This is a genomic window from Nitrosomonas mobilis (assembly GCF_900103035.1).
Taxonomy (GTDB): Bacteria; Pseudomonadota; Gammaproteobacteria; order Burkholderiales; family Nitrosomonadaceae; genus Nitrosomonas; species Nitrosomonas mobilis.
Window position 1 is genome coordinate 1 of sequence record NZ_FMWO01000080.1, and the last position, 15,808, is coordinate 15,808.

Annotated in this window: 9 protein-coding genes and 3 pseudogenes; 4 read left to right on the top strand and 8 right to left on the bottom strand. The window is 41.3% G+C overall.

Going from position 1 to position 15,808, the window contains the following annotated elements; genetic code table 11:
* The 7 genes and pseudogenes from NSMM_RS12575 to NSMM_RS12605 all read right to left on the bottom strand — a co-directional run.
* Positions 1-853, bottom strand: an 853-nt coding sequence (locus tag NSMM_RS12575; protein ID WP_090287955.1) for an IS1595 family transposase, incomplete at its 3' end; no start/stop codon positions are given.
* Positions 854-928: 75 nt separating this feature from the next.
* Complete coding sequence (locus NSMM_RS12580) at positions 929-2,158, bottom strand: IS256 family transposase (protein WP_090287958.1); 1,230 nt, start codon at positions 2,156-2,158, stop codon at positions 929-931.
* Positions 2,159-2,273: 115 nt separating this feature from the next.
* Entirely contained in the window at positions 2,274-5,702 is a 3,429-nt protein-coding gene (locus NSMM_RS12585; protein ID WP_176753967.1) for an NfrA family protein, read from the bottom strand.
* A gap of 216 nt (positions 5,703-5,918) precedes the next feature.
* Positions 5,919-6,347 (bottom strand): annotated as a pseudogene (gene tnpA, locus NSMM_RS12590) (IS200/IS605 family transposase).
* 527 nt (positions 6,348-6,874) lie between these two features.
* Complete coding sequence (locus NSMM_RS12595) at positions 6,875-8,494, bottom strand: glycosyl transferase family protein (protein ID WP_090287961.1); 1,620 nt, start codon at positions 8,492-8,494, stop codon at positions 6,875-6,877.
* A gap of 35 nt (positions 8,495-8,529) precedes the next feature.
* Positions 8,530-9,690, bottom strand: coding sequence for a non-hydrolyzing UDP-N-acetylglucosamine 2-epimerase (gene wecB, locus NSMM_RS12600; RefSeq protein WP_090287963.1), 1,161 nt, complete (start codon positions 9,688-9,690; stop codon positions 8,530-8,532).
* A gap of 105 nt (positions 9,691-9,795) precedes the next feature.
* The gene (locus tag NSMM_RS12605; protein WP_218121119.1) at positions 9,796-11,682 is read right to left on the bottom strand and encodes a DUF2334 domain-containing protein; all 1,887 of its coding nucleotides are present in this window, start codon (positions 11,680-11,682) and stop codon (positions 9,796-9,798) included.
* A 728-nt stretch (positions 11,683-12,410) separates the two neighbouring features.
* On the opposite strand from NSMM_RS12605, the gene NSMM_RS17190 reads away from it, so the two are divergent.
* Both NSMM_RS17190 and NSMM_RS17195 read left to right on the top strand, forming a co-directional pair.
* Complete coding sequence (locus NSMM_RS17190) at positions 12,411-12,593, top strand: IS1/IS1595 family N-terminal zinc-binding domain-containing protein (protein WP_425412381.1); 183 nt, start codon at positions 12,411-12,413, stop codon at positions 12,591-12,593.
* Positions 12,589-12,777, top strand: a pseudogene (locus NSMM_RS17195) (IS1595 family transposase); the annotation flags it as partial. The gene NSMM_RS17190 and the pseudogene NSMM_RS17195, both read left to right, overlap by 5 nt.
* On the opposite strand, the pseudogene NSMM_RS12615 reads toward NSMM_RS17195, so the two are convergent.
* Positions 12,763-13,499, bottom strand: a pseudogene (locus NSMM_RS12615) (IS5 family transposase). The pseudogenes NSMM_RS17195 and NSMM_RS12615 sit on opposite strands and share 15 nt — an antisense overlap.
* 312 nt (positions 13,500-13,811) lie before the next feature.
* Between NSMM_RS12615 and NSMM_RS12620 the strand changes: the two are divergent.
* Positions 13,812-15,149, top strand: coding sequence for a hypothetical protein (locus tag NSMM_RS12620; RefSeq protein WP_143001943.1), 1,338 nt, complete (start codon positions 13,812-13,814; stop codon positions 15,147-15,149).
* Between the two features lie 166 nt (positions 15,150-15,315).
* Positions 15,316-15,808 (top strand): IS1595 family transposase (locus tag NSMM_RS12625; protein WP_143001944.1); only part of this gene is annotated, 493 nt, incomplete at its 3' end.

The following is a 15,808-nucleotide window of genomic DNA, read 5'->3' on the forward strand; positions in this document are numbered from 1 at the left end:
TTTCCAGGTATTTGGTTGCGACCCCATGAAATCTTTTCATCCACTGTTTAAGTCTGCTGTCGTAGGCATTAACATTCTGGATATGGTAAACACCAGCAATGACTCGAATTCCAGCAGAGAGATTGACGGGGTGATGGGTAATTCCGAGGCTATGAGCCACAGACCGGTAGACGGCAGCGCCATCACTACAGAAAATGGCATCTTTTGCCAGGATAGCCCGCAAAGGCGGCTCAATTGTCTTTTTATCAAGCGCATTCAACATGAAATCTGCTGTTGCACCAGAGCGGTCGCGTACTACCAGCACCGGCACCTGATCTTTGCCTGTTCCACGTACATGGATTTGCTTACCGCGTTTACGCGGTGGACGATTCAGGTGACGTTGACCTTTGCAGGAAGAGGGAAAAAAGGTCTCATCCGCCTCAATGATTCCTTGCAAGTGGTTGGCTTTAGTAGCCGCCGGCAAAGTCAGGAACCGATGGCGCCAACGAAAACTGGTGTTTTTGTCTATTCCGCATTGCCTGCCGCTAGCTCGCACGGTCAAACCTTCAATCAACGCTGCACTGTAATTCAACCATTGCTTATGCCGCAGACGGGCCAAAGGAGTTCCCGAAATAGCCGTGAATGTGTGCTTGCATAAGCAACAGCGAAAACGTTGCAACCCCGCCTGGTGCCCCCAACGATGAGGGCGATCCGCCTGGCAGACCGGACAACTCGGCTCAAAAGAATCCTCAAGATATTTCACAACCACAGCTTGTGGCTTCGCCTCGCTCAGATAATGTTTGGCCTGTTCTTTTTGACGACGATTAAGTTGCGATATCTTTTCCAACCACTCCCGAAAATCAGTGGCTTTCATAACTATACCCTCCAGTCTTAAGGTTCCAGCCTATTCGACAAAAAGGTAGTTCCAACGTTTAATGCAGACATAGCCTTAATATTGCCTGGGCATTCTTTCGTTAAACTGAATAGTAAACCTGTTTAGTGCAGGTTTCCAATCTCTTATTGGCCTAGACCATCTTTTGACTATATTGCTGAGCGCCAAATAGAACAATTTGATCACGGCGTCATCGTTAGGAAACGATCCCCGGATTTTGCTGACTTTGCGTAGACTCATATTGACTGATTCAATCGTATTGGTTGTATAAATGATGCGCCGTATCTCAGGCGGGTAGTCAAAGAATGGAATGATGCGCTGCCAATTATTGCGCCAAGATAGGGCAATTGGTGGATAAGGCTTGTTCCATTTATCTTCAAAGTCTGCTAGCGCTTGCTCAGCCTCATCAATTGTGGCGGCGCTGTAGATCAAGCGTAAATCAGCAGCTACTTCTTTGCGTTTATTCCATCCGACGTAGTTGAGGCTGTTACGCACCATGTGCACGATACAGAGCTGTACAATGGCATATGGATAGACCGTTTCAATCGCTTCAGGGAAGCCCTTTAAACCATCAACGCAGGCGATAAAGACATCCTGCACGCCACGGTTCTTGAGTTCAGTGACAACGCTGAGCCAGAATTTGGCACTCTCGGTCTGAGCAATCCATAGGCCCAGGATTTCTTTATGGCCTTCCATATTAATGCCGATTGCCAGGTAAATTGCTTTGGCACGAACGCTACCAGCGTCACGAACTCTGGTATGGATGCAATCGAGATAGATTACAGGATACACCGAATCGAGAGGCCGAGATTGCCATTGCTTTACTTCATCCATCACGCCGTCAGTGACCGTAGAAATAAGCGTAGGCGACACTTCCGCGCCATATATTTCGGTGAGGTGTTGCTGGATTTCACGCACTGTCATGCCACGGGCATATAGCGAGAGGATCTTGTCATCAAACCCCGCCCAGCAGGTTTGATGCTTAGAAATCATTCGCGGCTCGAAACTGCCTTCGCGGTCACGGGGGATCTCGATGGGTAATTCACCGAATTCACCTTTCAGGGTCTTATGACTTTTACCATTTCTGGCATTGCCAGTGGGGTTGGTTACAGTTTCGTGCTTATCGTGACCAAGATGCTCGGTTATCTCTGCTTGTAGGGCACGTTCAACCAGCGCTTTGGTGAGTTGCTTGAGAAGACCATTCTCACCGATTAAATCTTCTGGCTTTTTGTAATCGGCCAACAGGCTATCAATTAAGTCGGTCGGTAGGGATTTGTGTGTAGTCATCTTTACTCCAAAAGTAAATAAGCAGTTTCCTGCTAAATGACCATTTACACAAAATTATTTACACCCCCAGCCGCTTGATTCTCTATACGCCAGTTTTCTTTCTTTCGATTACAACTTAATATCTATAAATCCCCATTGCATTAAAACCACTGCTAATATTTTCAATACCAGCTTTATAATGAAATAATAATTCAGTGTAAGATTTAGGAGCTGAGTGCATGGTTTGGTTAAAGTAAAATTTCAGCGATAATCCACCGCCAGCTTCTAAATAGGATAGGTTGCTCACATCATTTGTCTGAATTCTTCCATCAATCACTGCGTGCGGTGTTAAAACTATATTTTTCCATAAGTTATAACTGATTCCTTGACGGACTTCACCGAAGAAACTCAATACAGCAGGAGATTGAACAAAATAACCTAGGTCGCCAAATAAAGTTGTGTAATTCCAGTATTGTTTCTCGATATTGATATCAAATCCATTTGTCCATCCATGCATTCCTCTAATTAGCCAATTATCTTGGGAATTATCTCCAATCTTGATTAGTTTTTCTGCACTTAAATTAAAATTATGTGCTTTAAAAGGCTTATATCTGATTCCAACAGTAGACTGAAATGTTTCTGAGTCGACCTTAAATGAATCAGGTTCCATAGACCAGAGCATACGCGAAAACAATGTGAAGGTACGCCCATCACGCAATCCGATAATAGGCGGACGATAATTCAATTCAACACCACCTTGGGAAGGAATAATACCACCAAGAATCCCTGAGGCTCCAGTTGAGTTTACGGTATTGTTATTTTGTCTATAGCCAGAATAAACCGTGAAATTAAAATTATCATCTAACTCTCTGACTTCTCTTCTTAACTTGGTAAGTTCATTATCCTTATTAATTACATCAGCCTGATTACTGCCTAATTGCGCAGCCCTCGAATCAATGGCTTGTTTAAACCAGAATTTACTTGCTTTATTATCTGATTTTCTCAGATTAAGGTAAGCAAGATCTTTAAGCAGTCCAAGGTTTTCAGGATCTTTCTCTACGGCTTTTTCAAGTATCTGGATACTTTGATCGGGTTGATTATAATGTGAATATGCATAGCCCAAGGCGGCTAGAAATATATTATTATCCGAATCCATATCAACAGCTAGCTTAAACTGTTCAACGGCTTCTTTATTCTGCTGAGCAGACTGGAAATAATTCCCCAACATATAGTGTCGTTCTGCTGTTTTAATAAATTCAAGCGCTTTAGTCTGAACCCTAATTGCATTGGACAACTGTTTTCTTTTTGCAAACTGTTGTGCGATAAAATCATATCGCTCAGCATTTAATTCCATAGATAAGCTATTTCTATCCATTAACTTTAACTGACTTAAAGATTGATCATCATCAAATTCGGAACTAAGCAGTATAGCCAGCCTCATTCTGATTACCGGATCATCTCTGATTCGCAAAGATTGCCGCCATCTTTCTACGGCTTGGTCATACTCCTTTTGACTCACTAAAAAATAGCCAAATGTATCAAGAACTGTTTTTCTTTCCTCGAAGTTAACGTCATCTTTATCTGCCTGCTCAATCGCTTGTTGAAAATAATAGTTAGCAATGTCGATTTTATTGAGCTTGCCATTGGCTTGAGCAAAGTTTAATAAATTTTCTAAATTGTTTTGTTTTGATAATGCAGACCGATACTGTACAAGCGCATCATTCCACCGATCAAAACGGGCATACGCGTTACCAAGGATTCGGTTGTTCACCCAGTTTTGCTCATCCATAAAAGCTGCTGCTCTAAGGTATCCCAATGCCAGCTGTTCTTCCTCTTGGCCGAGATACAGCAACCCTAGATTTGCTAATGCATTGCTTTTTTGTTTTGAATCTAATTCCTTAAGTTGAATTAAATGACGATAGATTTCAACTGACTTCCCCCAGTTTCCCAGACTTTTCTCGACTTCTGCCAACATAAATAAGGCATTAACCGATTCCTTTATTTTCAAACTCTTCTTTAGAATGTCCGAAGCTTCTTCTAGGCGACCAGTTCTTAAACTCGTCATAGCTGATGAATTCAGTAATTCCAGATCAGCTGATTCAATTTTTGCTGCTAATTCTGAATCAGCTGATCCAATTTTTGCTGCTTTCTGATATGCAATTTTAGCCTGTGCATAGTTTTTTTGCTGGTAAAGTAACTCTCCTTGAGTTTGATACACAGTTTTTTGTTGTTGTTTAGATGCGCCAGATTGAAGTGCCAATCCTAATGAAAGTAAGGCATTATTTTTGTCGCCAGAACTGATATAAAGATTACTTAACTTGATATATGCTTCTGCGCTTTTTTCTTTATCTAACCAGTCACGATAGACCTTAATGGCTTTGCCCACATCACCTTTATTTTCCAATGCACTGGCTAAATATTGCAAAATTTCACTGGATTGTTTTACTTCAGCAGCATGCTGAAAAGCTTTAACTGCCATATCATACTGTTTTGCATTACTATAGGAATTACCTATCAATATATTAATACGATACAAATCAGATTCCTGTGTTTGTTTCAAGAGTAATGCTTCATATGCCCTTGCTGCGGATAAATAATTTTTGTTTGCAAAAAAAAGGTTGGCCAAAAATTCCTGATCTTCATCATCATACCGCTGTATCAAAAGCGCATTCATCATATCAATGGCTTTATCTAGATGACCCAAATCGTAATATATATAAGATAATGACCGTAATATCTCAGGATTGCCTTTATCTATTGCTAATGCAGCTTGATATGCACCATCGGCCAAATCAGTCTTATGGCTTTTTTGATATATGTTACCTAATGCCAAATAAGCCTGTATAGATTCATTTTTGGTTTTAGAATGTATTAAAGCCTTATCAAGCGCTTCTCTAGCCAAATCATATTCACCTAAACCTTCTCTTGCCATCGCATAGCGCATAAAATAATTAAAATCTTTTTTTTCTACAGGGTATTGATCAAAAAGAACCAAAGATTGTCGATATGCTTTTTGTTCCAGTAAGATAATTAAGGAGGTTTCTAGTGCAAATAGCTTATCCTCCTCGAGGACGTGGCTACTTGCGATAATTGAATTAAAATCCTTAAGCGCTTGTGTATTATTGTTGGAGGCATTATGAGCTAAAGCGCGATATAGTAAGAATAATACATTATTACCAATTTGTTCTAACGCTAAGCTAGTTTGTTGAATTACCTCCTGATACTCTTTGATTTTATATAACATGATGACATAAGCCATTCTTGCTTTAATATCAAATAGGTCGATTTCAAAGAATTTTTGAAACTCGATTTTTGACTCAGGGTATTTATTTTCATTCATTAAACGATAGGCTTTATCTAAATGCGGAAAACTACGAAATTTTCGTAATACTGACTCCAAATAACTCTCAGATCGTTCAATAATTAATTTATCTAAATAATATTCTTGTTTAGTTTGATTAAATGCTGGATCAGCAGCGTGGCTGGTAAAAATTACTAGTATAAGCACTATACTTCCTATTACAACAAAGAATAACCTTAGTTTTAATTTAAGTATCCAGGTCAATATCATTTTCCAGTCTTATTTTTGTCATTTATCAGCTAATACCTCCGGAAAGCCGGAGGCTTATATGTGTTATACTTTTTGGTAGTCAAATTTTTGCAGTTATATTATTTATTTGTCAATAAATACAAGTGTTTGTGTAACATAGAAACCAGAATTTGAAGTGCGGTGGGTATAGCCCCTTATAGAGGCAAAAGCTGGCGCTACCGGAAGACAGCATCAGAATCCAAATTTGAGCTCATCATAATGTTCGTCTTCTTTTCTTGGTTGAGTAAGTATTCCTTAACCATCTCTTCATCAAATTATAATGTAGATTCAAATAACCTCGTGCCCAGAAATTTTTACCTGTAAAGTTATTTGATTTCCCTAAAAATCGTCTCGCTATTGGAATCGCGCTCTTTCGTCTGATCTAACCTTTTACATGCGATATCGGATAGTGGGGAGCTATGCTAATTCACCTATGTATGTGATCGAGCATCATATGGCCCTGCAATATTTGGCCACTCTTTTGCTCAGCTAAATCATGCAGTACTTTTGCCAGAGGCTTATGTGTTATTTCAAATATCATCTTCTTGCATTTTTTGGAATAAATACAACTTGATACTTACTATCCCATATCGTATGCATCAGTCTCTGGTAATCTCTCATTCGATTCTCGTAGTTTTTGGTCACTCTAAAAGAATCAATATGACCGTTTCCCTCGGTCGAACCTTTATTAGTGCGCCGGCTATGGCAGGACACAATCTTATTTATATATAACTACTTCCATGTTTTATCATAAACAATTGCTGTGCTTTATAACCATATTCATTAGATTCCTTAAAAGTCGGGTAACATATTACCTTCCAAATTAAATATCAGGTGTGAGTAAAAGTATTTCTCATAGAATTCAAGGCCACTTCAGATAGTCAATTATTGGCCATTTGGTGCAGCATGTCGCTGAGAAACTGTTTTGCTGTTTTTTTCAAATTTCTAGCGATGTGCTCTTCTTTGAAGGGTATGTGCTTCATTTAAGTTTTTTTCTTGCCGACTTAATCGGAATTAGGAAATGACTTATTTCGTCTTACTAAGAAAAACTTAATGTTATAAAGGCGATGTCACACTCATAAATCCATAGTTTAGTAATTAAAGAGCCTATTTCTTACCAGTTTATGACATACTTTTAGTAAGTTGCGCTACATATTTTCTATGATTCCTTCGAGATGAGCTTTTTGGATATAGCCCAACTCACATAAAATGTCCCCTAATAAGTGAGGCTGTTCTATTTGCTTTGATAAGGCGTTATTTAGTTGCGCTTTTGTAAGGATTCCTGCGCCAATCAAGAACTCTCCCAATTTCGGTTTAAATACATTCAGAGCATTATCTTCTGGATAAACGTGATCAGTTTTATCCCAACCGATTGTTTTTTTTGTTCTGAGATATGTCAAATATTGTGATAACGCCCTAGTAGTCGCAAAGAAATTTATCACATTGCCCCACACCATTCTTGGAAAAGAAAGAAAAGCCTCGGTCCAACCATGAAGTTGTTTAACACAGTAGGCGCGGTGAAAAATTCTAAGTCCTAGACAAAAGGAATTGATTACGATCAGGTACCATAGGATTGTTCCTTCCTCGACCAAGGAAGGATATTGGTAAGCATTGGGATCTAAACTAATTATTATCCAGATCGCGACAACAACTATGACTACAATATAACCGAGTAAATTAATTAAATTCGTAATTAAAGCTTTTCGATCCCGGTACAAAATATATTTAATTGATAATGGCCCCTTCCATCCTAAATTCGCCCAGCCTTGCAAACCGATACCGAGCACCCAACGTGATTTTTGTCGCACAGAGGCCCAAAATATGTTTGGAAAGAATTCCTTAATACAAACTAATTCTTTAACTTTAACTTGTTTCTTTTTCCCTGTAATTAAAGATTTCTTAGTTACTGTTCTATCCACAAACAAACGGACAAACATTTGTTTTAACTTATACTCCCTGAGCTTAAATCCGAAATCATAGTCCTCTGTTAGAGAATTGGTGCTAAATATTTGATTATTATTATTATTTGCAACAACACTAATAGCTTTACGGCTAAAAGCAACCCCCACTCCAGCCGCGGGAATGCTCTTAGTAATGGATTCTCTTACCGGCAAATCTTTATAATGTAGTTGAGCAAATTCGTCTTGATAATGGGCCCCAGTAAATTCATACCATTTACGATTTAATGACAATACCGGCAGTTGCACCATATCTGCTTTTGGGAACAGGTAATTAAATAATTTATAACATAAAGGATGTATTACATCTTCACAATCTTGCATAATAAAACAGGCAAATTCCATACTATTTTTTTGCTCAAATGTTCTGATTCCATTACAAATCCAATTAAGACAATCCGCTTTGTTTGTTGGCCCATCATCTCCAGTGATACAAAGATGAACATGATCACTTTCCACCATGGCTTTCTCAACTTCTGCACGGGTTTTCGGATCATTCGGGTAAACCCCAACAAAAATATGATAATTTGTATAATTGATTGATTTGATCGTGTTCCTTAGCATCTGACCAATAACTGCCGACTCATCCCAAGCTGGCAACATTATGGCAATAAATTGTTCCGGCTTATCTAATATTTGTTGCTCTGTTAATGGCTGATATTTTGTCATTACAAAAAATTTGCGATAAAAACGCCTAATCCAGAAATACAAATCAATAAAAAGATCATCAAGCCCACTGATAAAGAAAACAATACACACAAATGTCATCAAAACTTGCATGACAACTAAAAAATAAGGAATATTTTCCATTTTATTTTTATAAAAAACTAAAATTTTTTAGTAAATCAGCCCTTAAACTCATTCTCAGATGAGAATAACGGTTTGAGATTTTTTGCCCATCTCGAGACCAATTCAGCGATTCGGTCGGAGGCTTTCCCATCACCGAAAGGGTTACTGCCAATCATCGCTCGATAAGCTTTGTCATCAGTTAGCAACAAACTGATTTCAGAAACTATTTTGTTTGTTGATGTGCCGATAATTTTTGATAGCCCTGCGTTAAATGCTTCCGGTCTTTCTGTGAGTTTTCGTAATACTAATAGCGGCTTTTTAAGGGTCGGCGCTTCTTCCTGCACACCCCCGGAATCAGTAACAATGATATGAGCATTTCGCATTAAATTTAAAAAACACAAATAATCAACCGGTTCTATCAAGGCGATACGTTCAACATCAGACAGAATTTCCATCACTATTTTCCTGACATTCGGATTTAAATGAACAGGGTAAACCACCATGACATCTGGAAAACGCCGAACGATTTCCTTTAACGCCAAGCAAGTATTTTTTAGATCTTCTCCAAGTGATTCTCTTCTATGTGACGTCACTAAAATGACACGGTGTTGATCAAGAGGTAAATTTTTGATGGGAGATTCTGAAAAAGAGAATGGCACGTTAAGCAGTGTAGACATTGCGTCAACAACGGTATTCCCCGTCACAAAAATATTTTCTTCTTTGGTGCCTTCATTTAATAAGTTTTCTTTTGCTAATGGGGTGGGTGCTAAGTGAATTTGAGCCAATATAGAAGTTAATCGACGATTCGCTTCCTCCGGAAATGGATTGTACAATTCATGACTACGAAGCCCTGCTTCAACATGCGCAACAGGTATTTTCAGATAAAATGCTGCAACTGAAGCTGCAAAGACTGTGGTTGTATCACCTTGAACCATTAACAAATCCGGATTTACATCTGCGAGAGTTTTTTGCATCAACTGCAATACCCTGCAAGTCAAGTCATTTAAACTTTGATTTGGCCTCATCAAATCAAGATCTATGTCCGGAACAATGTTAAACAGCGATAAAACTTGATCAAGCATCTGCCGATGCTGGGCTGTTGCGATAACTACCGTATCAATATCATTAGATCGCTGTTTAAGAGCAAATACGACAGGAGCCATTTTGATGGCTTCAGGACGTGTTCCTATAATTATTGCTATTTTCTTTTTATTCATTTTCTTATTCGCAAGATAATTTTAATTAACTTAACGCTTAATACTTTCGGAACATTCGTCAGTTTGACTCCTAGCGTCAGTCCTAACACTAGGAGTCAAAGGGCGCTATGGCATGAGACTGTCTACGGTGACAAATGTATAGCCTTGTTGCTTGAGTCCATCCACTACTTGAAGAAGCATATTTTTACCTAAATAAGGATGGTAAAAGAAACTGGCAAATCCATCTCGAACGACAAGGTTGGCTTGACCGGTAGCAAGCAAGTCTGCTGGCAGCCGAGCCGGATTATTATTAAATGGCTCAGGTTCGATATTCCCGAGGTTCTCTGGAATAACCAAACTGCCATATATATCTTTCACTAGATAGGGGAAAAACTGCCCAGCAAGCCGGCTGTAATCGATAGATTGATGACTTAGATTACCCGGAAAATACAAACCACGGTCGTAGCGTATTCCAAATCGCTCTTGTACCGCCATATAGTCGATGACCGAACCTGCATAATGGGGAAACTCAAAGATTGTCGGAACTTTCAACCCGGCTGATACAAATGCCGCTTCAGACAAAGCGATACGGTTAGTTACCCACGCTTCAGAATCACCTGGTACCGGTCCGTCGTACCTAACCGTATTATTGGCATCCACGTGAGCAGTGTAAAATTCAAAATCTTCCGCACTAACGCCATTGTAGGGATTGATTAAGTCTTCAAACTGATGGGTATAGCCGTGCATAAGCAACGTACCACCCTTGGATTGCATAAATTGTAAAGCCCGAACAACATCGGGCCTGTCAGCAAGATTATAAGCCTCAGGCACTCCATTGTTATATACCCCATTAGGATCTTCGTAACGCGGATATACGGCCACCGCAAATGGAATACCACGATCAGAGAGTTGCCGGGCAATGATTCTTAGTTCCTGGGGATTAGCGTCAGGCCCAACATCTTCAATTCTAACGAGTGCCCGATGTCGTTCGACAGTAGCTGGGGCCAGCAAATCGAATAACAAATCGGCCAGAACGAGATAGCGGTCAGTATGATCTATGTATGCAAATGGGATCTCTCCAATGTAAGTTAAATTCAAGGAACGCACCACCCATGGAAAGCTGGTTCCATCAGCTCTCTTCGCCATCGCCGGAGTCTGAACCCGAGCTGGGTCGATACCGGCGTATGTCATCATACCTGCTTGGTTAATTGGGCTCCGGGTCAGATCGGTCAGTTTGTAGTTAACGGCCCCAATCGAACTGAAATCGAAGCCAGCCCAGTTCCATCCGTAAGCCGACTGGAAGTCGCTGGAATACGCCGTTAGTTGCCAGATGTTGTCATACATCCACAAAACAGGAGTTGTACCGGCCAGCGTGTCAGTAAGGAAGGCAGGGGGCAGTGGTTCGTCATAGGTTGATCCGATGTAAATTACTGCGCTAAAATCCGTCATCTCACCGGCCGTGTATGCACCCACCGGATGAGCCTGCCATGTCCCGAAATGAGACACAAGATTAGCAGTCATCTGAGCGTAGAGTTCCCCCAAGAAACCCCACGGTCCCCCAGTGTCATACAGAATCAAAGTATTAATTGGGGGGGTATTGGGATCTCCGGCAAGGGTGGTCGCCAGTGCTGCCTTGTTGCTTGTTAAATCCAACCTTCCAGACTCAGCACCTCTAATCGTATCCTCAGCCGGCACAACTTTACCAATGGGTTTAGGTTTGGTGGGTTTGGTCTTTGGAGGCCTGGGAGGAGGGGGCAATTTCAACAGCTTCCCAATGTTTTCCAAACTGCGTTTGCTTCTATTTTTATCTTTGTTTTCTTTATCTTTGTTTTCTTTATCTTTGCCTGGACGAACAGATTTCTCAATTTTATCTTGACCAATACCGTTGCTTAGTAAACTGTTTGGATTAACCACAGTCTGAGCATTGACGGAAATAACGGCCACAAGCATATAAATGCTCGCCATAACCACTAAAAACCATCCTGCGCGAGGTCGGAGATTCTGTTTCTTCATAATTAACTCCAATATATTTAATTGATAACTAAAGTAAATTAGCTGAAACCACTATAATCAAATGTTTTGTAACTTAATTTTGTGGATTTTTTCATTCAAGGGGTGCTCTGAAAAATTTCCACACGCGGACACGTTGCGGCATTTATTACTTATAAATTTCACTTGTTGAATCCGCGTTCGCAAAGCTTAGCTAAAGTTCCTTACCATTTTCAGAATTATATTAAAAGCTATTGAAAACCCTTCTATTCCTTGCGGTTTCCTCAGCAGAAATCAGGTCACATTATTCCATTCGACTAAGCAAACAGGATATAACTATTTTATGCCACAATATATAGGGAAATTCCGTATTTTTTCTAAATAATTAGTCTGTCCCGAAATAACCGCAAGCAATTGATGTTAGGTATAAATACTCTATTTTTCAATGATCATAACGACCATAAATGTTCAAATAGCTTCGTATTTCTGGTCGAAATGGTGATTAAAAATGCTAAGACGTAGCAGTACGATACATCAACCGAATTTTTGACAGCTGAGTTTGACAAAGGCTATGTCTGCATTAAACGTTGGAACTACCTTTTTGTCGAATAGGCTGGAACCTTAAGACTGGAGGGTATAGTCATGGAAGCCACTGATTTTCGGGAGTGGTGGAAAAGATATCGCAACTTAATCGTCGTCAAAAAGAACAGGCCAAACATTATCTGAGCGAGGCGAAGCCACAAGCTGTGGTTGTGAAATATCTTGAGGACTCTTTTGAGCCGAGTTGTCCGGTCTGCCAGGCGGATCGCCCTCATCGTTGGGGGCACCAGGCGGGGTTGCAACGTTTTCGCTGTTGCTTATGCAAGCACACATTCACGGCTATTTCGGGAACTCCTTTGACCCGTCTGCGGCATAAGGAGCAGTGGTTGAATTAATGCCTACGACAGCAGACTTAAACAGAGGATGAAAAGATTTCATGGGGTCGCAACCAAATACTTGGAAAATTACCTGGGCTGGCGTAGATGGCTGGAACGTTGGGGCGGGCACAACTCGCCAATCATTGGTCTCCAGGCCGCTCTCGGACGAGAAAATCAGTTTCAACTATTAATGCAGACATAGCCTTTTCCATAACCTTCGGCTCTTCTCCAGCCAGGCAAAGCCGCGCTCGACGATCCAGCGTTTGGGTATGACCGCAAAAGTGTGCAGTTCACTGCGCTTGGCAATCTACACTGTGACAAGTTTGCCCAGAATTTCTCGCACGCCTTCGGCAAACGGTTCTCCAGTATAGCCGCTATCGCACAGCAGACTTTGGACCTGCCCCAGACTCTGCCTGCAGCGTTTTAGGGCTTGCAATACCCCTTTGCGGTCAGTCACTTTCGCCGTCGTTACCGCAATGGCATGCGGCAAGCCCTGGGTATCGACGGCGATATGGCGCTTGATACCCGATACCTTCTTGCCGGCGTCATAACCCTTCTGGCCAGCCGTGTCCGTATTTTTCACGCTCTGCGCATCCACGATCAAGAACGTGCTGCAAGCGTTGCGCCCCCGTTTCTCGCGTAGCGCCAACCTGATTTTTTAATACCTGCTCCAACACACTCACGCCGTGCTGATCGGGCTCACTCCATTTGCGCCAATAGGCATACACACTCTGCCATTTGGGGAAACTCACCGGGCAGGAATCTCCATTGGCAACCGGTGCGCAACAGATACAGCACAGCGCAAAACACCTCATACAGATCCGCTGTCGTAGGCTTGGTGCTGCGTCGCACGCTGCGCAATAGCGGCTCTATCTCGGCAAACTTCTCTCTGCTGATATCACTGGCATATTTTGTTCTCTTCATCTGCACATTATCAAGAACAGCAGAAAGATCGTAAACAGGTTCTAAATACTGTAACAGCGCTATAAATCCAAAATATCAGAGTATTGAGGTAATGGCTGTACACCAGGAGTGTGCTCACAATATAGACATAAATACCATGAAATTACATCGTTTATCCAGCATTTCCCTGAAAACCGCACGGTTTAAGCTATACCGGATACGTAAAGCAATTAAACCGAAATCTAGTGGATTACTGAAAAGTGGCGTCGTAACTGTTGGAACGGACGCGATTATTCGGAAACATCAAACGTAGTAAAACTTAAGTGAGGGAAAATGAGACTTAGTAAAAAATTATCAATAGTTTATCTTGCTATCGCAGGAATATTCTTACCGTTTAGTTCAGAAGCAGCTTCAGTTAGTAAAATGAAGATTCTGACGGCTCCGCAATCAGTGGAAGTAGGAGAATGTTCCAATGTGGTCAACCTTCAGGCTCAAGATAGGTCTGGGATTGCAACTAATGTGGATTTTGACACGGAAATCTATTTTGATCAAGGCAGCTACGACCTTGAAATTTATACAGATTCAAACTGTTCAACAGAAGTTTTGACACTGCAAATGCTTGCCGGAACAAACAATATTTCTTTCTTCTTCAAAGGTAATTCGCAGGGTTCAAAAACACTCTATGTATCAACGATGAATTATCAGGACAGCAGTCAAGTAGAGCAAATTTTAGCTGCTGGTTCTGTGCTACCACCTTCTCCATCCCTATCCCCGTGCCCGGTACCAATTGCGGCACCGACTCCTCAATACGGTCGTGCCGTACCTGCACCCATCTACGGAGTGACTTTCGATAATGTTTCCAATTTTCCAGCTAAAGTAACCGCACTGCAAAAATTACCTCATATGCCCACAGTTCGTATTGTGTTAGATCCAGAAACAATCCCTGCAGATTATTCTACGCCGATTAATGCAATGAAAAAATCGGCTTATATTATGGCGGAATTACAAGACTCTGCGGATATGAAATTACAAACGATAAATTCCTTTAAATCTCGAGCACAGATTTTCTTTAACGGTTTAAAAGACTCTGTGGATATTTGGGAAGTAGGTAATGAAATTAATGGCGACTGGCTCGGTACCAATGTAAAAAACAAACTCCGTGCAGGTTTTAAAGTCCTGGACGATGCTGGCGCTACCACAGCTATTACTTTTTTTTACTTCGGTGAACCAGAACGGAAGAATAACTGTATTCCTGCTGCGCAATATGAAATGTTTACTTGGATAAAAAGCCTGCAGCAACTGGATCTACCCGTTGCACAGCGGGATCCGCAGAATGAAAAAATGCGCTTGAATGTGGACTATATTTTTGTGAGCTGGTATCCGCAACAATGTAATAATATCAAGCCTGATTGGGCAACTGTCTTTGCTAAACTTGCTACAATTTATCCGAACGCAAAAATTGGTTTCGGAGAAATCGGCACAGCGAATCCACAATATGGTTCAAGCTATGAGCTAAACCTAATCCAAGAATTCTACCCTCTAGCATCGCGAGTTCAAATGCCTAGCAGCTATATCGGTGGTTACTTCTGGTGGTATTTCGCTCAAGAGATGAATAACTCCAGCATTGTGAACGCGTTGTACAACGCCATCTGGATGGGACCACAACCTTAATCCGCGAGAATGATTGTACCGTTTTGGTTGCACAAGACCTTGAGCTGAATGCGATACCCAGGCTATGTGCCTTCCTGATTAGCAACGAACGTCAGCAAGATTTGTCTGACGAGTTTGTTGCGACATAAAAGTCATGGCTGTTAAATGATACAAGGAGTGATCGATCATTGCGATGAATCGAATTCAATTTCAATCTGGACTGTCGATGCTGAAATTCCTCAAGGATTTTGGTACGGAGGTGCAGTGCGAGCAAGCGCTGGAAGTTGCCCGTTGGTCGGATGGGTTTCACTGTCCACGCTGTAACGGTGCTGCTTACTATGTCATACGTGATGGTATACGCAAGGTTTTTCAATGCAGAGCCTGCCGACATCAGACCTCATTGATTGCCGGGACAGTTTTTCAGGGCACTAAACTACCGTTGACCGTCTGGTTTTTGGCAATTTATCTGGTTAGTCAGGCCAAGACCGGTTTGTCGTCCCTGGCGCTCAAGCGCCAGCTGGGAGTGAGCTATCCTACGGCATGGTTGATACATCACAAACTGATGCAGGCGATGGCTAATCGTGAGGAGCGCTATGTCCTTGATGGCAGAATCCAGGTCGATGATGCTTATCTTGGTGGAGAGCGTGCGGGAGGAAAAGCGGGTAGAGGTTCAGAGAATA

Bases quoted from the DNA above. Each gene is read 5' to 3' on its own strand.
- NSMM_RS12580 (WP_090287958.1), bottom strand. From the start codon at position 2,158: ATGACTACACACAAATCCCTACCGACCGACTTAATTGATAGCCTGTTG.
- NSMM_RS12595 (WP_090287961.1), bottom strand. From the start codon at position 8,494: ATGGAAAATATTCCTTATTTTTTAGTTGTCATGCAAGTTTTGATGACA.
- wecB (WP_090287963.1), bottom strand. From the start codon at position 9,690: ATGAATAAAAAGAAAATAGCAATAATTATAGGAACACGTCCTGAAGCC.
- NSMM_RS12605 (WP_218121119.1), bottom strand. From the start codon at position 11,682: ATGAAGAAACAGAATCTCCGACCTCGCGCAGGATGGTTTTTAGTGGTT.
- NSMM_RS12620 (WP_143001943.1), top strand. From the start codon at position 13,812: ATGAGACTTAGTAAAAAATTATCAATAGTTTATCTTGCTATCGCAGGA.